This is a genomic window from Anaerobacillus alkalilacustris, assembly GCF_001866005.1.
Taxonomy (GTDB): Bacteria; Bacillota; Bacilli; order Bacillales; family Anaerobacillaceae; genus Anaerobacillus; species Anaerobacillus alkalilacustris.
This window is the reverse complement of the sequence record NZ_MLQR01000001.1, coordinates 445034-468059: the sequence shown is the minus strand read 5'-3', so window position 1 is coordinate 468059 and position 23026 is coordinate 445034. Positions and strand designations below refer to the sequence as shown.

The window sequence follows — 23026 nt, the reverse complement described above, 5'->3', positions numbered from 1 at the left end:
CGTGATATCCATCCTTAAATATTTAAAGACCTATTGGTTTTTTATGGTGATGGTTTTCGTTTTTACCCTTTTGGCTATTCTTCTTGAACTTTATTTACCGACGCTAATGGCAGATGTCGTTGATATCGGTATCGTTAATCAAGATATTTCTTTTATTCTTCATACGGGAGCGTTAATGATTGCATCTGCTTTTTTAGCGATTCTCTTTAACATTATTTCCATTTATTTTTCAACGAAGGTGGCACTTGGTCTTGGAAGAGATATCCGTCGAAAGTTGTTTCTAACAGTGGAAAATTTTTCTTTAAAAGAATATGAAAAATTCGGTCCATCATCACTCATTACGCGAACGACAAATGATATTAAACAGGTTCAAGATGTGATCAATATGATGCTACGAATGATGACCAGAGCGCCTTTGATGCTTGTTGGAGGGATCGTTCTAGCAGTTTCTAGAGATGCTGTTTTATCGCTTGTTTTTTTAGCTGCCTTACCGATTTTAGGCGGTCTGATCTTCTTGATATCAAAAAAAGCATTACCTTTGTTTGGACTTCTACAGAAAAAGACGGATCGATTAAATCTGCTATTAAGAGAGACGTTAATAGGAACGAGAGTGGTTCGTGCTTTCAATCGTGTCGAGTATGAAAAATCTAGATTTAATCAAGCGAACCGTGATTATCGAGATACTGGTATTAAGGTTAATCAGACCATGTCCTTTATGTTTCCTGTGATGATGCTTGTCATGAACTTTACGAGTATTGCGATTGTTTGGTTTGGGGCGATTCGAATTGATCAGGGGATGATGCAAATAGGGAATTTGATGGCCTTTTTACAATACTCCTTAATGATCTTATTTTCATTAATCATGCTTTCCATGGTTTTTGTGATGATCCCACGTGCAGAAGCTTCGGCTAAAAGAATTAGCGAGGTCCTGCATGTAAAGCCAGAGATTATGGACTCGAGTGATGAATTCATAGAAGAAAATGGATTGCGTGGACATTTAGAATTTAAGAACGTGGCCTTTCGTTACTCAGGAGCTGAAAAACAAGCATTGGAAAGCATTTCCTTTACTGCCGAACCGGGTAAAGTGACGGCTATTATCGGAAGTACGGGTGCTGGAAAGACGACGCTTACTCAATTAATTCTACGATTTTATGATGTAGAAAGTGGAGAGATTCTATTAAATGGAGAGGATATACGATGTATGAAGCAGCATACCCTTCGTCAAAAAATAGGGTATGTCCCACAAAAAGCATCCCTTTTTAGCGGGACAATTGCCGAGAATCTCCTTCTAGGTAAGAAAGATGCGACTGAGGAAGAGATTTTTGAAGCTCTTGAAACAGCGCAAGCGCTCGATTTTGTGCAAGAAAAGGAAGATGGTATTTTTGCACAAATCGAGCAGTCTGGATTGAACCTATCTGGAGGGCAAAAGCAGCGTTTATCAATCGCGCGTGCACTTGTGAGAAAACCAGAGCTTTATATTTTTGATGATAGCTTCTCTGCACTAGATTATAAGACGGATGCAAAATTAAGAGAAGCTTTAAAAAAAGCGGCAATGAATTCCACGATTTTGGTGGTTGCTCAGCGAGTGAGTACAGTGATAAATGCGGATCAGATTTTGGTACTAAATGAAGGGAAGCTAGCAGGTATTGGTACCCATGAACAATTGTTAAACGAAAATAATATTTATCAAGAGATCGTGGAATCTCAAAGGACAGAGGAGAGTGCATGATGCAAAAAAATAGTCAGAATGATCAACGTACTCCTTCACAGTCAAGTGGTCCAAAGGCTTTTGGACCTGGTCCCTTCGTCCCGAGTGAAAAACCAAAAAATTCCAAAAAAACCTTTTGGCGTTTACTGAAATATCTTTACCCTAGGAAAAAAACACTGATTATTGTACTAATAGCTGGTTTATTAGCTACATTATTTAACGTGATAAGCCCTAAGCTATTAGGTGATGCGACCTCTTCTATTTTTGAAAGCTTTATAGCTGGTAGTGGAGTGGATTTTCATTTTTTAGGCAAGTTGCTTCTCATCCTGATTCTGCTTTATACTTCTTCCCCGATTTTTTCCTGGTTACAGCACTATCTGATTGCTGGGGTATCTCAAATCACGATAGCTGAATTAAGGCAGGAAGTAAATGAAAAGCTGTCGCGTTTACCGCTTCGTTATTTAGATAAGCATGCACATGGAGATGTTTTAAGTAGAGCGGTCAATGATATTGACAATATCAATACATCCTTGCAGCGAGCTTTAACTCAAATGATCACTTCAATCCTTACAATCATTGGAGTTATTGTGATGATGCTGATCATCAGTCCGATCATGACCCTTGTTGTTTTGCTGATGCTCCCGTTAAGTGGACTCATTGTAAAAAAGGTTGTTACTTTTTCACAGATTCATTTTGTCAATCAACAAAATGAGCTAGGCAGTATGAATGGGCATGTAGAAGAAATGTTTAGTGGTCATCAGGTAGTAAAAGCTTTTGGCTATGAGGAGGATGCGATTAAAAAATTTGATGCGATTAACGATCGATTGTATAAAGCAGGCTGGAAGGCTCAATTTATTTCCGGTATAATGATGCCCTTGATGTCTTTTGTTGGAAATCTCGGCTTTGTAATGATTAGCATTGTCGGTGGGCTGTTCGTGTTAAATGGGAATCTTCGTATCGGTGATGTGCAAGCGTTTATTCAATATTCTCAACAATTCTCCCATCCGATGGCCCATTTAGCGGGTATTGCTAACCTTATCCAATCGGCGATTGCCTCTGCAGAACGAATCTTTGCTTTGCTAGATGAAGAAGAGGAGAAAGAAGAACAGCCCGCTGAAGTGGATCTATCAAAGCTTCAAGGGCATATTTCAATAAGGAATGTTAGCTTTAGCTATGATAATCAATCACCGATTCTAAAAAATATGAGTATTGATGTCAAGGAAGGAGATACGGTTGCTATCGTCGGACCAACAGGGGCAGGGAAAACGACGATGATCAATTTGCTTATGCGCTTTTATGAATTAGACCGTGGGTCGATTCATATTGATGGGATCAACTTAGAAGAATTTTCTCGTGAGCAGGTACGTAGCATGATTGCGATGGTATTACAGGATACATGGTTATTTAATGGAACCATACGAGAAAACATTGCGTATGGACGAGAAGGAGTCACTAAAGAAGAAATTATAGCAGCAGCTAAAAGCGCTTTTGCTGATGATTTTATCCGTACGTTACCTGAAGGCTATGACACGATCTTGGGTGAGGATGCTTCGAATATTTCACAAGGACAAAAACAGTTGCTTACGATTGCGAGAGCGATTATCTCAAATCCAAAAATATTAATTTTAGACGAAGCGACTAGTAGTGTAGACACGCGAACAGAAAAGAATATTCAAAAAGCGATGAAAAAGCTGATGGAAGGCCGCACTAGCTTTGTGATTGCACATCGACTTTCCACTATCCAAGATGCCGATGTCATATTAGTGATGAATCAAGGTGAGATTATCGAAAAAGGAACACATCAAGATCTTCTTAATAAAAATGGCTTTTATGCAGAGTTATACTTTAGCCAGTTTTCAAAGAAGGCTGAAGTTAGCTAATGTATGAAATGTTTGAGGTAATCATGCGTGAAACAAGGGGACAGTTAACTGTTCCTGTTTTTTTATGCTCATATAATGGGAAATAGTGGTAAACTATAGGTGGGTTTTAAGAAGCAGTTTTTCCACACAATTTGAGAGGGGGAGAAATAAATGAAGTATTTCTTATGCGGTACAATAGGGTTCGTCTTATTATTTATTGTTCTAAATTTATTAAATCTTGATGGTTTTGCTATTATTATTGGATTTTTTGAGTGGGCAACTCGTTATGTACTTCCTTGGATAGCGTTGTATTGGTTTGTTCAATTTGTTAAAAGTAAAAAAGAATAGCTATCTCCTATTCAAAAATCCCTGAAAGGACTGAATACATGAAGAATAAGCAGTCTATCGAAAATAGGAATGCAAATCGATTTGTATTGTCAGTACCTTTGCATTTACAAAAAGTGGAGATGTAGAAGATACATCTCGAATTACTAAATTATTAGTGGACGATAAAGAGGAACTAATTAACAAAGCTGTTGGAACTTTTATATATTATCAGAATTTATAAGTTTCTAACTTGGAAACTGTCTAGCTCCAGGCGCCATCGGCTCGATCACTTCAGACCAGTTTCTGACTTCACTGACTTCCTGGATTGCTTCTTTGATGATGCTTCATGCTACTTTGCTTCGAGGAAGCCTACTTCGAAGCATTGCTGTCAGACGCAGAAGCACATAGATTTCGGTCAAAAACCGACCGCTACGAGCAGTTCTTCCAGTGTTTGTCGCCGATAGGCGGGCGCCTTGCGCTTTTCTTGCGTGAAGCTGGTAAGAAAGTTGAAGATCGACTAAAGCAATTTTTGGACAAATATGCAGCAACAATGCCAAGAGTCACTTTACGATATGCGAATGAAAAATTAGATAAACGCACGAAAAAGCATTATATGACTTTAGGCAAATTAATATGACAGAAAAAGTATCCTTTCAAAATCCATAATTATCGTGAGGTCACTTCGAAGAGCTTTTGTTCAGTGGCCTCTTTTCCTTTTGTGGCCCATTACGAACTCTTAATTTTGTAGATAAAAGGGCTTGTTACACCCAAAATAAAATCTATTATTTTTCAATACCCCCCTTGCTAAATTTTCCCCCTATCGTTATAATATACATACACACCGTACTACATTACATCAGTAATGCACTATGTTGGCAATCCTCGCAAGGAGGTGGAAATGAAATGGTTCTTAATCCAAATAGCAATAAGCCTATATATGTCCAAATAGCTGAATGGCTAGAAACGGAAATATTGTCAGGAAACATCAATAGTGACGAAAAAATTTATTCGCAGTATCAATTAGCAGAGATTTTTACGATTAATCCAGCCACTGCTGCAAAGGGGTTAAATATATTGGTTGATCAAAAAATCCTTTATAAAAAGCGAGGGTTGGGTATGTTTGTATCTGAAAATGCAAAAGAAATGGTACTTATGAAACGAAAAAGTGAGACGTTACAACAAATGATAGAGGATCTAGTTTCTGAAGCTCAGCGTTTAGCTGTTTCAGAGGCTGAATTAATTGAGATGATTAAATCGGTAAAGAAGGAAGAGGAGGGAAGGTTATGAATGTCATAGTGGCAAGAGAGCTATCGAAGCAATACGGCAGTGTGAAAGCAATTAAAAACATCAGTTTCACCATTGAAGAAAATAAAATAACTGGACTTATCGGAAGGAATGGAGCTGGGAAAACTACGTTACTAAAAATAATGGCAGGGTATTTACGTGAAACATCAGGGGAAGTACGTGTTTTTAATGAAGAGCCATTTAATCATTTAAAAGTGGCTTCCAATATGGTATTTGTAGATGAACAAATGACGTTTCCTGAAGCATTAAGTCTTGCGGATATTTTAGAGGCAGCAGAAGCTTTTTATGAAAATTGGGATCAGGAACTAGCTCAACGATTGTTTGAGTATTTTTCCTTTACAAAAAAGCAATATCACAGTCACCTTTCCAAAGGGATGAGAAGTACATTTAACATGATCGTCGGTTTAGCTGCGCGTTGTCCATTAACAATTATGGATGAACCGACATCAGGAATGGACTCATCGGTTCGGAAGGATTTTTATCGCGCGTTACTAAAAGATTACATGGAATGGCCCCGAACCATTATTTTATCAAGTCATCTATTAAACGAAGTTGAAGATATTCTTGAGGATATGATACTTGTAAAGGAAGGAGAAATTGCCCTTCATAAGTCAATCGCAGAAGTGAAGGAATATGCAATTGGTCTGAGGGGTAATACAGTGAAAATTAATGAGTTTACGCTGAATAGAGACGTGCTCCACCAACGATCTATCGGGGGAAATACTTCCTATGTCGTTGTGCGAAATGTTTTTTCAAATCAAGTAGTACAAAACATCAGAAATGCAGGAATTGAAGTCACACCAGTATCTTCGGATGACTTATGTGTGTACTTAACGAATTCGACGAAGGGAGGGATTGACGATGTATTTAACCGAAGCTAATGTAGCTGACATTACGAAAAAACAATATAAATACAAAATGAATGCCTATTTAAATGCATTTACAGCAATGATTGCCGTACAAATTGCAGCTCTTTCCTTGTCGTTACTAGGAGTTGGGAGTATGGGTTCACATTCTGAAAATATTTCCTTATCGGCAAAGTTGTTTTCATCCAATTTAGTTATTGGTTTTACGATGATCTGGGGCCTCTATATTGGGGTTACAATGACCACCCGGGTATATCGCAACTGTGATTTTACGTTTGTGACAAACCGATTGACAAGTAACGTATCCAATATTCTGTTTTTAATCACAGCAAGTGTGATTGGCGGAGTAACCTCTATGTTATCCGGAATGTTGTTAAGGGTAGGGATGTTTTTTTATTACGACCAACAATTTATTATTAATGAAGTTATTACTCTCGGACAATTATTCGTTGGAACCATCGTCGCAATTTTATATATAGTACTCCTTGCATCTGTTGGTTATTTTGTTGGTACGTTATCACAGCTTCATAGTATGATCAAAATTGTACTACCAATATTGATTTTTGGAGCATTGTTTTTTGGTGCGGGAAACGATGGAATAGCTACAGCCACTATTCAATTTTTTATTGGAGAAACAACACTTTACCTATTTATAGTAAAGGTGATATTAACTAGTATTGCATTATTTATCGCATCACTATTTGTTTCTAATCGATTGGAGGTGCGCTAAATGGGCTTACTTTTACCACTGCTCGTCGTTTTGTTGATCGCAATCTTGTTTTCTTTCAATGGAAAAAGGCTAAAATTCACTAGTCCTATCATGTACAAAAAAAGAGCGAAGTATATATTAATCATTTATTCTAGTATTTTACTCTTTTCTACAGTGTTGTTTTACTTAATACAACCACAGTTGGTACCGATAAACAAGGAAGATAATCAAGAAATTATTTATGAAATTAATAATTATGTACAAGACTTTTATGCAGCGATAAATGAAGGAGAAACGGAAGCTATTTCCCAACTAGAAAAATGGCAATTTCCGTACACTGGAGATACGATCGAAATTAGTAATAACAACCACCATTTTATTTTAATGGTAGAAAGAAAGAAAACTGAGGATGATACCATTGATGTAACGTACCTTACTACAAAAACATTTATCGAAGGTGTGGAATTTACCGATTATTTAAAGCCACCAACAGTAGAATTGTCAGGAGGTAGAATCATTATTGGAGAGCCACCACCAGTTACGATAAATGTTGCTAAATTTGATAAGGAGTTTACGATCAATCAATTTTATAAAGAAAACCGTTGGATGAACGAATGGAGAAGCTCCATTGGTATGTCCGCTATTTATATTCAAATACCACGTAATGTGGAAGTGATTCAGCAAGAGCATCAGTATATTGAATATGTTGGTGAATGACAAATCAACGTAAAATAATTTGAAATTTGTAGTAACGAGTGGCTTCCAATAATAGTAGAGTTATCCAACACTAACATTAATGTTGAAGTATTACTTTTTGGGGTATAATGAATGAGGTTATCAAAATTTTTTCCAAGGAGCTGCTGAAAAATGTCAATCAGTTTAAACCCATATTTGTGTTTTGACGGCAACGCGAAAGAAGCGGTACATTTTTACGAGAAAGCACTAGGCGGGAAAGTGATGGGCATCATGACGTTTGGAGATATGCCAACGGATCCGAATCATCCGTTGACGGATGATATGAAGGATCGTGTTATGCATGCGCATTTGAAGGTTGGGAACACGGATCTCATGTTCTCCGATACGTTCCCAGGCATGCCTTATCAGCCAGGTGATTCGGTTCAGATTGCCATCCATCCTACTGTAGAGGAAAGTGCGAGAGAAATCTTCGCTGCTTTGCAAGATGGCGGGCAAGTTATCATGCCCCTTCAGAAAACGGATTGGAGCCCCTTATACGGGATCGTTAAAGACAAGTTCGGAGTTACTTTCCAAGTTAATGTCCCAGTGAACTAACAATGCTAGCCCACAGACATTTGCTCCGACAACAAACAAAGCCTCCTTTTCTCGAATGAAAAGGAGGCTTTCTAATATAATCAGAATTTATAAATTTCTAACTTGAAAACTGTCTAGCGCAAGCAGCCTACGAGCTCGGTCACTTAAGTCAAGTTTCTGACATCAATGACTACATGAATAACGTCTCTGAATAGCTTCATGCAGCTTTGCTCCTGCGGTTACTCGTCGCACAAAACACTGCTTCGAGGAAGCTTGCTACGAAGCTATGCTAGAAGACGCAGAAGCACGTAACCGTAAGAAGCCAAAGAGCGGCTTTGCGACGAGCAAACGGAGTGGCACAGGAGCAGCTGCTCGTGACCAAGGCGCTTGCGCTTTTCTTGAGAGTTATTTGTTTTTCTAAGGATTTTCATAATTTGGAACCTGTGGTGGTTGTTCCAACCATTGATTTTCTATCATTATATCTGCACCATCTTCTACATAAGCTCCAATCTCAGCAATTAAGCGACCGTATTGGAATGCTAAGTCATGTCTTGCACTCACTGACATTGCTAGACCGTATTTCCCTATTCCTATTGCAATCATCGCATTAATATGAAACATCATTAATTTATCAGAAAATGGTGACTCATTTGATGGAAAAACAACTGTATCTGCTGCCATAGATGCTGGTAAATCACTAGATTGAAGTAGTAAACTAAAAATTTCAATGTGTTTTGTTGCTATTTTTTTTCCTCTTAGAAAGTAGTCTCGAACCTGTGGAGATTTTGCTACTTGAGAAAAACCTGTTATTAACGACTTACCTATTTCATTAGTTTTCAAATTGCCAAAAATATGTGTTACCTCAATGGCATTTAGGGGTCTTTTCCCTCCAACCAAACCATTTAAGAAATTTTTCTTTTGTATAAATTCAACTTGTTTAGGAATTGGCATGTAAGGAGGTCTTGTAAAAAGTCCTTTGGATAACAAAATTTCAATTGACTTGTCCATAAGTTCAGCTGATTGATTCATATATTTTTTAAATAGTTGCCGTATATCGTTACGAGCCGCAAAGGAAAATGCCATGGAATACGCTTCTACTCCTACCTGCCCCATATAATAAATATAAATGAGATGGAAGTTTTCTGAAAATAATTGTGGAGCTGATAAATTCACATCATCTTTGTTGAAACCATGTGGGAATGGACACTTTACTTCTTTAAAAATAGATGAGATTTCTTCAAGATGTTGTTGAGCTAATTTTTTTGAAAATTCTAGAACTTCTTTTATTTGTTCATCTGTTGTATGTTTTAAATAATAATTGATAACTAGATTTGACATACTATCATTCATATATGTAGACCAAAGTCCCGATAATTCTGCTGAGGTTAAGTTTATATTATGTTCTGTTGCCACGATTATCATCCTTCTTTTTTTTACGAGTGCTATTTATTATAAAATCCTAGCGCTTTAAAATTTTCTAAGTTGGCTTTATTTAGTATTATTTTTTCTTCAAACATAAAAGCTATTTAGTCTCCTGCGTTTGTTTCAAGAATATCTCTATCTAAATTTAGGAATGGTTTTTTATCCTTTAGGACTTATCATTGCAGGTTGTTTTAAAAATCCCCCTCGAAAAATTTCTTTGTTTTCATTGTTAATGTTTACTTACCAATGTATTTTTATGCGAAGCCTCTCTTTAACAAAAGGGGGAAATAACAGTTGGAAGATATCTGTAAAAGTAGATAAAAAAATACATGGATTTTTTATAAAAAATCATGAGTGCATGGTAAAGAATTTAAGCAAATCAGGTTAACGTTTCTAGGGTGCTATTGAACCTTGTTCTAATTTAGAAGAAATGGTTAAAGTGTAATACCTCAACACTAAATGGTTTAATGACATAATCATCAGCAACAAGTTCCATCCCTAAAACTTGATCCGGATCATTATTTCTGGCAGAAATCATTATAAACTGTACAGGATAGTAGGGGCTATCTGGTTTTTCGCTGCCAGAAGTTTTTTTGTTTATAGCGACACTGGGATGATTGAATATCGGAAATACATGAAAAGATTCAGTTGACTTTCACGCATACGTAAAGGTGTAGAGTAAAAGTATCAGGAGGTGAACAAATGGAATACACGATACAGAACCTGGCTCAATTAGCCGGAGTCAGTACGAGGACACTTCGGTATTATGATGAGATCGGGATTCTGAAGCCAGCAAGAATCAACTCGTCAGGATATCGAATCTATGGTCAGAAAGAAGTGGATCGATTGCAGCAAATCATGTTTTATAAAGCATTAGGGATATGTCTTGAAAGGGTCAAAAAAATCATTACTTCCCCTTCATATGACGAAACCGAAGCCTTAAAGGACCACCGGGAACAACTTCTTGGAAAAAGAAAGCAGTTAGATGTTCTAATTGCCAATGTAGAAAAAACAATTGATTCAATGGAAGGGAGAACAATGATGATAGATAAAGAGAAATTTGAAGGTTTTAAGCAGCAATTGATTGATGAGAACGAGGCAAAATACGGGAAAGAGATTCGTGAAAAATATGGCAATGATATGGTGAACCGGTCTAATGAAAAACTTAAGAATATGAAAAAAGAAGATTATGACGAGGTTAGCCGTCTTGCCATTGAAGTTCAGGAAACTCTTGAAAAAGCGTTTAAAACTGGAGACCCATCGGGCGATAGTGCACAAAAAACGGCGGAGTTGCATAAAAAATGGCTTATGTATTACTGGAGTGAGTACAACAAGGATGCTCACGCTGGTCTAGCTCAAATGTATCTAGATGATGAACGGTTTAAAAAGTACTATGAAAAGAAACCAGGGATGACAGAATTTTTAAGAGATGCGATTTTTGTTTATACCGGTACTATGAAAAAAAACTAACCAATTTCTTAATAAGAGGAAAGTTATTGTTGACTTTCTACTAATATAGTGCTAAGGTTTTTATGTCAATTAGTTTAAATTTTAAGGAGGATTATTAAAAAGATGTTACCATCCAGAATTCGGTTCCGTACTTTGAACAAGTAATTTCATACGTTCAAAGGCTCTGCTTGTGTATGCAGAGTAAACGGGATCAGTCTGTCCTTTTTTAATAATCTTCATTTCGCATAGAAATATGCTATATGTAGAAAGGCGGATCATTCTGCCTTTCTTTTTTATACTTTACGTTAAACTTCGCTATAGGAAAGCTAAGTCTAAAGCCAGGAGTTGGCGATAAGCTAGATTTTTTTATGCTTATATATGTGAAAAGTATAAAATCGATGGAGGCTATCGGCCACAGGTATTCCTTCTTTTGTAGTTAAAGTGGGTTTATTTGGTCAGGCGATTGTACGTTAGGATCTATGATAAGGATTGTTATCATCCGTTTACTCAAAATCACAGGCAGTAGCCTGTGATTTTTTATTTGGGTAAATAACGGGAGGTAACGAATGATGGAACAATTATGTTTAGAACTATTGAAAATAGAAATTTCGTATTTAGATAAGGTTGTATTAGACATTGAAAAATTATCAGTTTATCAGTTTGATCGAATTGGGATTGTTGGAAAGAACGGTGAAGGAAAGAGTACTCTATTAAAAGCCTTGGCTGATAGAGTCACTCTTAATAAAGGAAAAGTCAAACGTTTGATAAACGTTGGCTATTTTGAACAAATGACAAAGCCTGTGGAGATAGAAGTCGATGATGAGCTACTAGGAAAACTAGCGGTTCCCAAAACGGAAATTGAGAAATTAAGTGGTGGAGAACAAACACGGATGAAGTTAGCGCAGTTGTTTTCCACCTATCATGAAGGATTATTGATTGATGAGCCCACGACCCATTTAGATGCTGAGGGTATAGATTTTTTAGTTGAGGAATTGAAGTATTACTACGGCGCTCTTGTCCTCGTTAGTCATGATCGTTATGTGCTCGATCAATTGGTGACAAAGATTTGGGAAGTGCAAAATGGAAAAGTTACCGAGTATGCGGGCAACTATACCGCTTACGTTGAGCAAAAACAATTAGAGAGAAAACAGCACAAAGAGCAGTATGAAAAGTATACAAAAGAAAAAAATCGACTACTGAAATCGGCAGAGGAGAGAATGAAAAAAGCAGAAAAGGTTACCAAAGCGAATAAACAAACGACGAAGAAAGAAATAAAGACAAAAGGTAATCGAATGTTCGAAACAAAATCAAAGGATACAAGTCAAAAGTCCATGCAACGTGCCGCGAAAGCGATTGAGCAACGAGTGAAGCAGCTTGATGCGGTGGATGCTCCCAAAAAAGAAAAAGTAGTTCAGTTTCAACAACCAAGAGCACTTCAATTACACAATAAGTTTCCAATTATCGCTGATCGCATAACGTTACAGGTTGGTGAAAAGACGTTATTAAAGAATGCAAGCTTTCAATTTCCGTTAGGGAAGACGATTGCCATAACAGGGCCTAACGGGTCTGGTAAAACGACACTTCTTAAGCACATTTTAAACGGCGGTGAGGGGATTACTCTTTCTCCAAAGATCGAGTTTGGTATGTATGAGCAATTGAATTATCAGTTTGAAAAATCTGAAACCGTCCTTTCATATATGAAAAATAAAAGTGACTATGACGAAAGTAAAATCCGAGCGGTACTACACAATTTGAATATTAAAGGGAATGATTTAATAAAAGATATATGCAAGTTAAGTGGGGGAGAAGCAATTCGACTCGTATTGTGTCAATTGTTTCTAGGACGATACAATGTCCTTGTTTTAGATGAACCAACGAACTTTTTGGATGTTGACTGTATCCTTGCATTAGAAAAGTTTCTATCAGCATATGAAGGAACGGTCCTTCTTGTTTCCCATGATCGAATGTTTGTAGAACGTGTTGCTGACGTTGTTTATTGCTTGGAGGAGCAACAATTAAAATTAAGGAAGTAGGGATTACCGATGAATAAAAAAGTAAAAGAGTTTGCTAAGAGGAATGGAATTATCATTGCGGAAGATTCCATTAAAATCAACGATTCTGGCTTGGACTTTCAAGTCGTTCATGCGGTTGATCATGAAGGGGTTCCATGGATATTGCGGTTACCGAGACGAGAGAATTCGATGGCGAAAGCTGATGTCGAAAAGAAAGTGTTGGATATTGTGAGTCGTCATGTCTCGTTCGAAGTGCCTGTATGGTTGGTATATACAGATGAATTCATTGCCTATAAGCAATTATCAGGTATTCCAGCAGGAACAATTGATCCAACAATTAAAAACTATATTTGGGAGATTGATATAAACAATGTTCCCAAAAGCTACCTTAACTCGCTAGGAAAAGTGTTAGCAGAGCTGCACCAAGTTCCGAAAGAAATGTTGAACATACCGGGATTAAAGGTACAAACCATGACTGAAGCGAAAGCAAGCATGAAAAAACGAATGTCAGTGGTAAAAGAAAAGTATGGCGTTGGTGAGGAGTTATGGAATAGGTGGCAAGCATGGGTGGACAATGACAAAATGTGGCCAATGCATACCGGGCTGATCCATGGTGATGTTCATGCCGGTCATACGTTAATCAATGACCAGGCTGAGGTAACTGGATTAATCGATTGGACAGAAGTTGCTGTAACAGATGTTTCAAAAGATTTTGTTGGCATTAACATGACGTTTGGTGAACAGGTGTTAGAACAAGTTATTGCCTCCTATGAAGCAGCAGGTGGAGTTACTTGGCCTATGATGAAAGACCATATCATTGAGCTTCAAGCAACTTATGCAATTGATATTGCCGAGTTTGCGGAAGTATCGGGTTCAAAAGAATATGTACAAATGGCTAAAGAAAGTTTAGGTGTAGAAAAGTAGCAACACGCAAAAGGCAAAACCATTTGCAAAATAGGGATTCCATCATAATGGTCTCCCTATTTTACTTTGCAAGTAATAGGTTAGGTGTTATTATTCACTTTTTTTAAAGACTGGCTCTTTCGTGATAACGTACTCATCTTTATAGAGAAGTGATGTCACACACCGCAAACTAAAAAATCAAACGATATTTAACAAATTATCCTTTTTTCATGTGTAACGACAAAGGTCCAATTAAACTTTTTATCTACGACGTATAAATATATTCGTTTAGCAGGTCAATAGATTTCATAGTAGAAGCATTTTCAAAAATTAAAGCATCATTCGAATGTTAAAAAAAATATAGTACCTCCATATCTACATATATATTAGGTAGTTTTATTTCCTGAAGACCATAAACCACCGTAAAGACGATGCAACCAAAAGAAATTCATGTGAAAGTTTAATGATCCTAAATTTATGTAACCTTTGCAGCTATTTTAGCGTAAATATTAGAAACGAATTGGAGAGTGATAACTATTATAGATCCTTTTTCTTTTGCCCAATTTTTTATACCTTTAATTTTCATTATTGTGATTGGAGGAATTATTTTTAATGTTGCTAAAGGTGTGTCTGAATGGCATAGCAATAATCAGCAACCTACTTTGACAGTAAATACACGGGTTGTTTCCAAAAGAACTGAAACATCTAGACATATGCATAATCACAATGGGCATCATCATCACCATACTACAACGCACTACTATATTACATTTGAAGTAGAAAGTAGTGATCGGATTGAACTTTCTGTAAAGGGTAAGCAGTATGGTCTTATTGCGGAGGGAGATATCGGAAAATTAACATTTCAAGGCACTCGCTATCATAACTTTGAGAGAATAAGTAACACTCAAAATTAATAATTTGTAGATAAACTATTTGTTAACGGCGAAAGTAGTACAAAAATGCTGCATTAACAAAAAGAGGAGGGGAATTTTGTGAAAGCGATTGTATGTCAGGAATATGGTCCATCTGATGTTCTTCAACTTCAAGAAGTTGAAAAGCCTTTCCCTAAAGATAATGAAATATTAATTAAAATTCATGCGACAGCAGTAAACTCCGCTGATTGGCGATTGCGAAAAGCTGACCCGTTTATAGTAAGGTTTTTCTTTGGTTTTACCAAACCCAAACGAGCTATTCTTGGAGGTGTCCTTGCTGGTAAGGTTGAAGCTGTTGGTAAAGCTGTAACACGGTTTAAACAAGGTGATCAAATTTACGGATCTACTGGTATGAGTTTGGGTAGTTATGCTGAGTACAAATGTCTACGTGAAGATGCTCCAATAGCATTAAAACCGCAAAATCTAAGCTATGAAGCAGCAGCAGCTATTCCGTTTGGGGGAATGACAGCGATACACTTTCTTAGAAAAGTAAAAATCGAAAGTGGACAGAAGGTTCTTATTTATGGCGCTTCTGGAGCTGTTGGAACAGCTGCTGTTCAGCTTGCCAAGTACTATGGAGCAGAAGTAACTGGGGTATGTAGTACCTCAAATCTAGAAATGGTTAAATCATTAGGAGCAGATAAGGTAATTGATTATACAATAAATGACTTTACTAAAAGTGGTGAGAAGTATGATGTTATTTTTGACACGGTAGGTAAGATTTCTTTTTTCGAAACTAAGAGTAAACTTACCAAACATGGCTATTTACTATTAGGTTCGGCTGGTGTTTCTCATACATTATTAGGAGTTGGAACGTCATTAGTAGGCAGCAAGAAGGCGATAGTAGGAGTCGCCCAAGAAAAGTCTGAAGATTTAGTCTTCTTGAAAGAACTTATTGAGGCTGGAAAATATACATCCGTTATCGACCGAACCTATCCGTTGGATCAAGTACCCGAAGCACATCGCTATGCTGAGAAAGGTCATAAAAAGGGCAATGTAGCCATCTCGATTGAACATGAGAAAAGTTAAATGAATGTACGTTAAAAGGGGTTTGATCCCCACTGCGTTAACGATACTGCGGTGGGAACTAGATCCCTTTTTACACTGACCAAAATCGTTAAACTGTACATTGAAATACTGTTAATTTCTACCTGAAATTAACTTATGACCAGTGGTCACATTTTATCCGAAACGCGCGTAAGGATGTGTATTGAAATGGATCAATATCGTTATTCCAGAACTTTAGGCTACTTTCACTCGCATTTGTTAAGTCCTCAGATAATCTTTTTTTGCTTTTATATGCTCAGCAAAGTCGAACACTTTTATTGCATTAACACCGACAGTCAATTTCCATTTTGGAAATTGGCTGTTTTAATTTTTTTGAATTAGGATAGACCAATAGACGATTTAGGGAATGAAGGTGTAAACAAAGATTTGAGAAAATACATTATCATTTATTCTTCGCTAAAGGATTAAAGTATAAGTGGTTCTCAAATTAACCGACGCATCAATAAGTTAGTAACTGAATGGGTGCAAAATCTCTTCTTAAAAAGTGGTTCAAATTCTTCAAGGGAAAAAAGGAAGGGACAGGTACCTTGTCCCAAATGAATTTTAGGTAGCCTAACCTGTCCATCTTTATAGGGCAGTGATGTCGCTCACCGCAAACTAAAAAATCAAACGATAGTTAACAAATTATCCTTTTTTCACAATAAACCTGTCCTATGTTGCACGTTCTGTTGCAAAACAATAAAAAACTGTACTATACCAAAATGTACTATAGACTATATATTTTAAAAGTTACATGCCCTATAAAATTTATTGTAGGAAAAATAATATAAGTTTCTGTTGTTCTCAATTTCGTATGCTGTTACAATAAAGTTGTAATTTTAAAAATATTTTAAATATTTAAGTATCGAAATGTGTTTTTTAGAGATGGGAGGGCTATGTTTGGGAAAGTTACCAAAAGTTAATGAGTTAGGTTTTTATGAAATCCGACTTGAATCGATTGGAGGATTAGGAGCAAACTTAGCAGGAAAAATGCTTTCTGAAGATGGAGTAGTTGGAAATGGATTAAATGGAGTAGGTTTTTCTTCTTATGGGTCAGAGAAAAAAGGATCACCAGTGAAAGCACATATTCGTTTTTGCGATCCTAAAACAAACATTCGAGATAATACACCCATTGAACGTCCCCATGTTATAGGTATTTTTCATGATGCGCTATTTAAAACGATTAACTGTACGAGCGGGATTTATCCCGATAGTACTGTTCTGGTCAATTCACTAAAATCCCCTGACGAATTAATGAAATTAATGAATATTCCAAGCGGAAGCATTGCCGTTGTCGATGCCACTGGAATAGCTTTAGAAGAACAAACGAAAGCAAATACCGCAATGTTAGGTGCACTTTACCGAATTTTAGACTTCCTAGATCCTGAATCAATGAAAAATACCATTCGTCGAACATTTCAAAATAAATACCCCCATCTTGTTGAACCAAACATTCGTACATTTGAACGAGGGTTTAGTGAAGTGGTTTTTCAAACCTATGAAGCGAAAGAGGAAACCGCTTTACAATCATTCTCAAGGCATGAACCTTTCCTTGGATACGAAACACAACCTCTCGGCGGGATGGTAACGAATCCCGGAAACAGTATTTTAAAAGATTTAAGTATTTCTCGTGTAGGAATGCTTCCGCACTTTCATGATGATAAATGTATCAATTGTGCAGCCTGTGATACAGTGTGCCCTGACTTTTGTTTTGTATGGGAAGAAAAACCAGATAAAAAAGGACGTCCGCAAATGTTCCTAAAAGGAATTGACTATCAGTATTGTAAAGGCTGTCTCAAATGTGTTCATGCTTGTCCTGTTGATGCCCTAACAAGAGAACGTGAATACAATGACGGTTATGCTGAAAAAAATCGTGTACCTCATTTATTTGATTTAGCAACGAAATAAACAGAAAGGTGGGAGAGGGATGTCAGTAGAAACTAACAAAGATCATGTGAATGTACCAGGGGAAATTGAACAGAGTATCGTTTTTGAATCTGGAAATGAAATGGCGGCGTTTGCAGCTCACCAAATCAATTATCATGTCATGGGCTATTATCCGATTTCTCCTTCAACGGAAGTGGCTCAGTTTCTTGATAGTATGAAGGCTAAAGGCGAGCATGATATCGTATTAATTCCTGCAGATGGCGAACACGGCTCAGCAGGAATATGTTACGGAGCTTCAACTGGTGGAGGGCGTGTTTTTAACGCTACTAGTGCAAACGGATTTTTGTATATGCTTGAGCAGCTGCCCGTTCAATCTGGAACACGCTTTCCAATGGTTTTAAACCTAGTCAATCGTTCAGTATCTGGACCATTAAATATTCATGGCGACCATTCAGATCTATATTTTGCCTTAAACACAGGGTGGCCAATTTTGATGGCTCGTGAACCGCAAATGGTTTATGATATGAATTTAATTGCGATTAAATTAGCGGAAGATCCTGAAGTTCGCTTGCCGGTTATCGTGTCGTTTGATGGCTATTTTACCTCTCACCAAAAAAGACGCGTACAAGTGTTTAAAAATAAAGAGGATGTACATCAGTTTATAGGTGAACCACCGACAGGGTTTCTTCATGCATTAGATCGAGAAAATCCAGTGACAATTGGACCGTATATGAATGAACCCGATTATATTAATAACTGTTTCCAGCAGTCTGAAGCCATGTACAAAGCAGAAAAAGTATACGAAAGAATTGCTGTGGAATATCGGGAATTAACAGGCAGAGATTATCCTGTTCTTGATCTATATCGAATGGATGATGCTGAAGTTGCTGTATTTATGTTAAACTCCTCAGCTGAAGTTTGTAAGGATGTAGCCGATCGCTTGCGTTCACGTGGAATAAAGGCTGGAGTGATTTCTCCCAATATCATTCGTCCATTTCCGCAAAAACAGCTTGCCGAAGCATTGAAAAATGTAAAAGCCGTAACCGTTGGCGACCGTGCCGATTCTTATGGCGCCCATGGTGGAAATATGGCCCTAGAATTACGAGCAACACTCCAAGTACACGGGAATGTTTCTACCAAGGTGATTAATCGAATTTATGGTTTAGGAGGCAAAGACTTTTTTGCGGACGATGCAGAAAACTTTTTTCAACTAGCGATAGAGGCTGCTGACACTGGCTATATAGAAAAACCATTTGATTACTTTGGCCACACACCTGGGAAGAAGGAAAATGCTCCAAAGAGAGTACTAAATCCAATGAAAAAGGATGATTTGAATTCCGGCTTAATTAAAGTGACGAAAGATGAGAGTACTGGTAGGCTAAAAGTCCGCATCCCGCCTTTACGCAGTTTAACGAAAAAGCCAAAACGAATTGCTTCTGGTCATGGAGCATGTCCAGGCTGTGGAATCTTCTCAGGATTAGAATTATTCTTTAAAGGAATTGAAGGGGACATTGTGACCTTATTTCATACGGGATGTGCAATGGTAGTGACAACAGGGTATCCGTATAGCGCGCATAAAGCGACCTACATTCATAATCTATTTCAAAATGGTTCGGCTACATTATCTGGATTAGTGGAAATGTTTCATGAAAGAAAGCGAAGAGGTGAGTTTGAACAATTAGGACTAAGTGATGACTTTACTTTCGTTATGGTTACTGGTGACGGTGGTATGGACATTGGAATGGGTCCGGCTATCGGGACTGCTTTGCGAAATCATAAAATGATTATTCTTGAATATGATAATGAAGGCTATATGAATACGGGAAGTCAATTATCGTATTCAACTCCAATGGGACATATGACGAGTACTTCAAGTGTTGGTAACTTTCAAAAAGGAAAACCGTTTCACCATAAGGATACGGCACAAATTATGGCTGCAACACATATTCCGTATGTTTTCACCGGTACAGAAGCTTTCGACCGTGATTTATTACAAAAAGCAGCAAAAGCTCAATGGTATGCGCAAAATGAAGGACTTGTTTATGGGAAAATCTTAATCACTTGCCCGCTAAACTGGAAATCAAAAGACGAATTAGGGCAAACCATTGTAGAAGCTGCTGTTAACTCCTGTTTCTTCCCGCTTTATGAGGTTGAACATGGCGTTACGACCATCACGTATAATCCTGAGGAGAAAAAGAAACGAATTGACGTTTCCGATTGGTTAACGCTGATGGGGAAAACAAAGCATTTACTAAAAGAAGATAGTAAGGAAGTCCTTCAAATGTTTAATGATGAGGTAGAACGCCGCTGGAATCAGCTTAAAGCAAAACATGAAAGTCCTTATTTATAAATAAAGTGGGATTAAAGGCAGGACAAAAGGGACAGTATCTTGTCCCAAAAGAATTAGGTAGCCTAACCTGTCCTTTCCAAGAACCGTTCCTGCGAATGTAAATTATTACCGGATTAAAGGAACCTTTTCTGGCTTGGGACAGAGAACTTGTCCATCTTCCCAAAACTAGTTAAAAATATAAACAATTACGAAAAAAAGAAATGAAAAGGCCATTAACAGATGAACCTTTCTTCTGATCCGCTAGATTTTTTGTGTCTTCTATAACCTGTAATTAATAGAATTAGCAACATACTAAAAGCAATAAAAACTACTATCCATTTTGAAATTTGTAAGAACCTGTCCCTCTGTCCCATAAATATAGTATTGACAACTCGAGTTTATCGATATATTATATTATTTAATTTAATAATAATAAGCAAAGATTGGAAATAGTAAAAGGAATTATTAACTTGTCAGAGAGCCGATGGTTGGTGGGAATCGGTAGTTACACCCTTTGAACTCATCCAAGAGCTACTCCCTGAATATAGTCAGTAGGGGATGTCGGTTTTCTACCGTTATCTAGATAGGTGGTGATTGCCACCGAAAATAAGTGGGTTAATATTATTATTGTTAATCAATTAGAGTGGTACCGCGAGTAATGCCTCGTCTCTATATTTTTATAGAGACGGGGCTTTTTTATTTTAATAAACAAACAATTATTAATGAGAAGGTAGGAGTCAGAATGAAAAATACAAATAAATATTCTAGAGGTTACTTTATGCCCCCAGTACAAAGCTTGAAATGGACAGAGAAGGAGTATATTACAGAAGCTCCTACCTGGTGTAGTGTGGATCTTCGCGATGGAAATCAAGCTTTGGTCGTCCCGATGAGTCTAGAGGAAAAGTTAGAATATTTTCAGTTACTTTTACAAGTAGGTTTCAAGGAAATCGAAGTAGGTTTTCCTGCTGCCTCGGAAACCGAATTTGCTTTTTTACGTACATTAATTGAAGAAAATTTGATTCCGGATGATGTGAAAATTCAAGTTTTAACACAGTCAAGAGAACATATTATCAAAAAAACATTCGAAGCGTTACAAGGTGCGAATAAAGCGGTGGTACACTTGTACAATTCCACATCTGTGGCACAGCGTGAGCAAGTATTTAGAAAATCTAAGGAAGAAATTGTTAATATTGCTGTAACTGGAGCAAAAATGCTAAAGAAATATGCTGCAGAAACTGAAGGGAATTTTCAATTTCAGTATTCTCCAGAAAGTTTTACGGGTACAGAAGTCGATTTTGCGCTTGAAATTTGCAACAAGGTACTTGATATTTGGCAGCCCTCAACTGATAACAAAGTAATTATCAACCTACCAGCTACAGTATCAATGTCCATGCCTCACGTTTACGCAAGTCAAATTGAGTATATGAGTGAAAATTTGAGCTACCGTGATAATGTTATCCTATCACTTCATCCGCACAATGACAGAGGAACTGGGGTGGCAGATGCCGAGCTAGGAATGCTTGCCGGAGCCCAAAGAGTCGAAGGAACATTGTTCGGAAATGGAGAAAGAACTGGGAACGTTGACATCGTAACGCTTGCATTAAATATGTATTCACACGGGGTAGATCCTAAGTTGAATTTTGAAAACATCCCTAACATTATTTCCAAATATGAAAAATTAACAAGGATGAAGGTTCACGAAAGACACCCATATGGCGGTGAACTTGTCTTTACTGCATTTTCAGGTTCCCATCAAGATGCCATTGCCAAAGGTATGAAATGGCGTGATGAAGAAGAATGTCATGATTGGACTGTCCCTTATCTTTTAATTGATCCGATGGATATAGGAAGAGAATATGAAGGTGATATCATCCGAATTAACAGTCAATCTGGTAAGGGGGGCATCGGTTATATCCTTCAGCAAAAGTATGGAATTGATCTGCCTAGCGAAATGCGTGAGAGTTTTGGATATTGTGTGAAAAATGTTTCAGATCATCAGCACAAGGAACTTATGCCGAATGAAATCTATGACATTTTCATTAACGAATATGTAAATATTAATACCCCTATAGAATTAATCCGATACAAATACACTCAAAATGGTCATTATGAAACGATCGTATCGATCCGGATGAATAATGAAGAACATGAATTTACTGGTGTGGGAAATGGAAGGCTTGATGCTATCAGTAACGCTCTTCAAACCCAATTGGGTATCAACTATACAGATTTGATCTATAAGCAGCATGCGCTAGAAATAGGCTCAGGTTCAAACGCTGTCTCTTATGTAGGAATTACCGCAAAGAATGGTGCTGTATATTGGGGCTGCGGAATTGACAATGATATTATGACATCCTCAGTAAAAGCCCTGTTTAGTGCCGTTAACAACATGGTATCAAGCTTACAACTATAAATTACAGGATGTTGATGCTGATTTTCTTATTGGTATGAACAAGGGAGTTCAAGGATTTAGATTAAAAATCAACAAGATAGAGGGTAAGGCGGAGTTAATTCAAACCATCTATTTGACCGTCAAAAACTTGTCATCAATCACTTGGAACAGATTTCATATGACAATGAACAAAAGATTGCCTCTCTAATGAAAGCAAATATAGAAGAATAAAATAGTCTTTATGTTATTGAACTATCGAAGCAGGACTAATCAATATGAGGGGGAAACTAAGAATGAAAGTAGCATTTGTTATTTTTGAAAATACAGTTGTTAGAAACAGAGTTGAAAAGAGAAGAAGCCATCTATTTAGAGCTAGGCCAAATGAAAGAGAAGCATAATTTGAAAGGGATAACAAACAAAATAACAGAGAAAGAAAATTTTATTAAATCAAATGAACTTAAGTTAATCAATTATACAGAGGAACTTATTAACTTACAAAAGTTCCATACATTTGTGTATGATAAAGTTATTGGGGAAGGTCAAATCGAGTTAAGAGATTCCTTACAACAGATGATGAACGAGCGGGTTTAACCACGCCGCTACTGAAGAT

21 protein-coding genes and 1 other annotated feature are annotated in these 23026 nt (G+C 37.2%); of the genes, 19 read left to right on the top strand and 2 right to left on the bottom strand.

The genetic code is table 11. From position 1 onward, the window contains the following. Nucleotide 1: 1 nt before the first annotated feature. From BKP37_RS02440 to BKP37_RS02405, 10 genes are all read left to right on the top strand, one after another. Nucleotides 2-1729, top strand: coding sequence for an ABC transporter ATP-binding protein (locus BKP37_RS02440; protein ID WP_071308111.1), 1728 nt, complete (start codon nucleotides 2-4; stop codon nucleotides 1727-1729). After that, nucleotides 1729-3588, top strand: a complete 1860-nt coding sequence (locus BKP37_RS02435) for an ABC transporter ATP-binding protein (RefSeq protein ID WP_071308110.1) — start codon at nucleotides 1729-1731, stop codon at nucleotides 3586-3588. The genes BKP37_RS02440 and BKP37_RS02435 overlap by 1 nt, the downstream gene beginning before the upstream one ends. 150 nt (nucleotides 3589-3738) lie before the next feature. Continuing rightward, a complete protein-coding gene (locus BKP37_RS19845; RefSeq protein WP_169823064.1) occupies nucleotides 3739-3915 on the top strand; it encodes a hypothetical protein in 177 nt (58 codons plus the stop codon). A 79-nt stretch (nucleotides 3916-3994) separates the two neighbouring features. Continuing rightward, nucleotides 3995-4135, top strand: a complete 141-nt coding sequence (locus BKP37_RS20910; RefSeq protein ID WP_084034540.1) for a DNA alkylation repair protein — start codon at nucleotides 3995-3997, stop codon at nucleotides 4133-4135. A gap of 105 nt (nucleotides 4136-4240) precedes the next feature. Next, nucleotides 4241-4531, top strand: a complete 291-nt coding sequence (locus BKP37_RS02430) for a DNA alkylation repair protein (protein ID WP_071308109.1) — start codon at nucleotides 4241-4243, stop codon at nucleotides 4529-4531. Nucleotides 4532-4797: 266 nt separating this feature from the next. After that, nucleotides 4798-5181, top strand: a complete 384-nt coding sequence (locus tag BKP37_RS02425) for a GntR family transcriptional regulator (RefSeq protein WP_071308108.1) — start codon at nucleotides 4798-4800, stop codon at nucleotides 5179-5181. Then, nucleotides 5178-6080 (top strand): ABC transporter ATP-binding protein, encoded by a 903-nt coding sequence (locus BKP37_RS02420; protein WP_071308107.1) that lies wholly within the window; start codon nucleotides 5178-5180, stop codon nucleotides 6078-6080. The genes BKP37_RS02425 and BKP37_RS02420 overlap by 4 nt, the downstream gene beginning before the upstream one ends. Then, nucleotides 6061-6795: a hypothetical protein gene (locus BKP37_RS02415; protein WP_071308106.1), complete on the top strand. Its 735-nt coding sequence runs from the start codon at nucleotides 6061-6063 to the stop codon at nucleotides 6793-6795. The genes BKP37_RS02420 and BKP37_RS02415 overlap by 20 nt, the downstream gene beginning before the upstream one ends. After that, the gene (locus tag BKP37_RS02410; RefSeq protein WP_071308105.1) at nucleotides 6796-7491 is read left to right on the top strand and encodes a hypothetical protein; all 696 of its coding nucleotides are present in this window, start codon (nucleotides 6796-6798) and stop codon (nucleotides 7489-7491) included. It begins immediately after the preceding gene. A gap of 150 nt (nucleotides 7492-7641) precedes the next feature. Next, the gene (locus BKP37_RS02405) at nucleotides 7642-8064 is read left to right on the top strand and encodes a VOC family protein (protein ID WP_071308104.1); all 423 of its coding nucleotides are present in this window, start codon (nucleotides 7642-7644) and stop codon (nucleotides 8062-8064) included. A 396-nt stretch (nucleotides 8065-8460) separates the two neighbouring features. Here BKP37_RS02405 and BKP37_RS02400 read toward each other — a convergent pair whose 3' ends face one another. Beyond that, entirely contained in the window at nucleotides 8461-9456 is a 996-nt protein-coding gene (locus BKP37_RS02400; protein WP_169823063.1) for a DUF3231 family protein, read from the bottom strand. Nucleotides 9457-10167: 711 nt separating this feature from the next. Between BKP37_RS02400 and BKP37_RS02395 the strand changes: the two genes are divergently transcribed. From BKP37_RS02395 to BKP37_RS02385, 3 genes are all read left to right on the top strand, one after another. Then, nucleotides 10168-10935 carry a MerR family transcriptional regulator gene (locus BKP37_RS02395; RefSeq protein ID WP_071308102.1) on the top strand — a complete coding sequence of 256 codons (768 nt, stop codon included), beginning with the start codon at nucleotides 10168-10170 and terminating at the stop codon, nucleotides 10933-10935. 548 nt (nucleotides 10936-11483) lie between these two features. After that, nucleotides 11484-12947: an Msr family ABC-F type ribosomal protection protein gene (locus tag BKP37_RS02390; RefSeq protein ID WP_071308389.1), complete on the top strand. Its 1464-nt coding sequence runs from the start codon at nucleotides 11484-11486 to the stop codon at nucleotides 12945-12947. A gap of 9 nt (nucleotides 12948-12956) precedes the next feature. Then, the gene (locus BKP37_RS02385) at nucleotides 12957-13850 is read left to right on the top strand and encodes a macrolide 2'-phosphotransferase (RefSeq protein ID WP_071308101.1); all 894 of its coding nucleotides are present in this window, start codon (nucleotides 12957-12959) and stop codon (nucleotides 13848-13850) included. A 188-nt stretch (nucleotides 13851-14038) separates the two neighbouring features. Here BKP37_RS02385 and BKP37_RS20355 read toward each other — a convergent pair whose 3' ends face one another. Then, nucleotides 14039-14113, bottom strand: a complete 75-nt coding sequence (locus BKP37_RS20355) for a DUF4275 family protein (RefSeq protein WP_245712436.1) — start codon at nucleotides 14111-14113, stop codon at nucleotides 14039-14041. A 243-nt stretch (nucleotides 14114-14356) separates the two neighbouring features. Here BKP37_RS20355 and BKP37_RS02380 point away from each other — a divergent pair, with 243 nt between their 5' ends. The 6 genes from BKP37_RS02380 to BKP37_RS02355 all read left to right on the top strand — a co-directional run bounded on the left by BKP37_RS02380 (nucleotide 14357) and on the right by BKP37_RS02355 (nucleotide 23007). Next, on the top strand, nucleotides 14357-14743 hold the full coding sequence (locus tag BKP37_RS02380; RefSeq protein ID WP_211271414.1) for a DUF2500 domain-containing protein: 387 nt from the start codon (nucleotides 14357-14359) through the stop codon (nucleotides 14741-14743). A gap of 78 nt (nucleotides 14744-14821) precedes the next feature. Then, nucleotides 14822-15790, top strand: coding sequence for an NAD(P)-dependent alcohol dehydrogenase (locus BKP37_RS02375; protein WP_071308100.1), 969 nt, complete (start codon nucleotides 14822-14824; stop codon nucleotides 15788-15790). A 918-nt stretch (nucleotides 15791-16708) separates the two neighbouring features. Further along, the gene (locus BKP37_RS02370; RefSeq protein WP_139193037.1) at nucleotides 16709-17716 is read left to right on the top strand and encodes a 2-oxoacid:acceptor oxidoreductase family protein; all 1008 of its coding nucleotides are present in this window, start codon (nucleotides 16709-16711) and stop codon (nucleotides 17714-17716) included. A gap of 19 nt (nucleotides 17717-17735) precedes the next feature. After that, nucleotides 17736-20045, top strand: a complete 2310-nt coding sequence (locus BKP37_RS02365; RefSeq protein WP_071308098.1) for a thiamine pyrophosphate-dependent enzyme — start codon at nucleotides 17736-17738, stop codon at nucleotides 20043-20045. A 409-nt stretch (nucleotides 20046-20454) separates the two neighbouring features. Next, nucleotides 20455-20698, top strand: a binding site (T-box leader). 68 nt (nucleotides 20699-20766) lie between these two features. After that, nucleotides 20767-22437 carry a 2-isopropylmalate synthase gene (locus tag BKP37_RS02360; RefSeq protein ID WP_071308097.1) on the top strand — a complete coding sequence of 557 codons (1671 nt, stop codon included), beginning with the start codon at nucleotides 20767-20769 and terminating at the stop codon, nucleotides 22435-22437. A gap of 360 nt (nucleotides 22438-22797) precedes the next feature. Beyond that, nucleotides 22798-23007 carry a hypothetical protein gene (locus tag BKP37_RS02355; protein WP_139193036.1) on the top strand — a complete coding sequence of 70 codons (210 nt, stop codon included), beginning with the start codon at nucleotides 22798-22800 and terminating at the stop codon, nucleotides 23005-23007. Nucleotides 23008-23026: the final 19 nt, after the last annotated feature.

Coding starts and splice junctions, on each gene's coding strand:
- BKP37_RS02405 (WP_071308104.1), top strand. CDS start 7,642: ATGTCAATCAGTTTAAACCCATATTTGTGTTTTGACGGCAACGCGAAA.
- BKP37_RS02365 (WP_071308098.1), top strand. CDS start 17,736: ATGTCAGTAGAAACTAACAAAGATCATGTGAATGTACCAGGGGAAATT.
- BKP37_RS02355 (WP_139193036.1), top strand. CDS start 22,798: ATGAAAGAGAAGCATAATTTGAAAGGGATAACAAACAAAATAACAGAG.
- BKP37_RS19845 (WP_169823064.1), top strand. CDS start 3,739: ATGAAGTATTTCTTATGCGGTACAATAGGGTTCGTCTTATTATTTATT.
- BKP37_RS02430 (WP_071308109.1), top strand. CDS start 4,241: ATGCTACTTTGCTTCGAGGAAGCCTACTTCGAAGCATTGCTGTCAGAC.
- BKP37_RS02360 (WP_071308097.1), top strand. CDS start 20,767: ATGAAAAATACAAATAAATATTCTAGAGGTTACTTTATGCCCCCAGTA.
- BKP37_RS02390 (WP_071308389.1), top strand. CDS start 11,484: ATGGAACAATTATGTTTAGAACTATTGAAAATAGAAATTTCGTATTTA.
- BKP37_RS02395 (WP_071308102.1), top strand. CDS start 10,168: ATGGAATACACGATACAGAACCTGGCTCAATTAGCCGGAGTCAGTACG.
- BKP37_RS02385 (WP_071308101.1), top strand. CDS start 12,957: ATGAATAAAAAAGTAAAAGAGTTTGCTAAGAGGAATGGAATTATCATT.
- BKP37_RS02435 (WP_071308110.1), top strand. CDS start 1,729: ATGCAAAAAAATAGTCAGAATGATCAACGTACTCCTTCACAGTCAAGT.
- BKP37_RS02425 (WP_071308108.1), top strand. CDS start 4,798: ATGGTTCTTAATCCAAATAGCAATAAGCCTATATATGTCCAAATAGCT.
- BKP37_RS02415 (WP_071308106.1), top strand. CDS start 6,061: ATGTATTTAACCGAAGCTAATGTAGCTGACATTACGAAAAAACAATAT.
- BKP37_RS02410 (WP_071308105.1), top strand. CDS start 6,796: ATGGGCTTACTTTTACCACTGCTCGTCGTTTTGTTGATCGCAATCTTG.
- BKP37_RS02420 (WP_071308107.1), top strand. CDS start 5,178: ATGAATGTCATAGTGGCAAGAGAGCTATCGAAGCAATACGGCAGTGTG.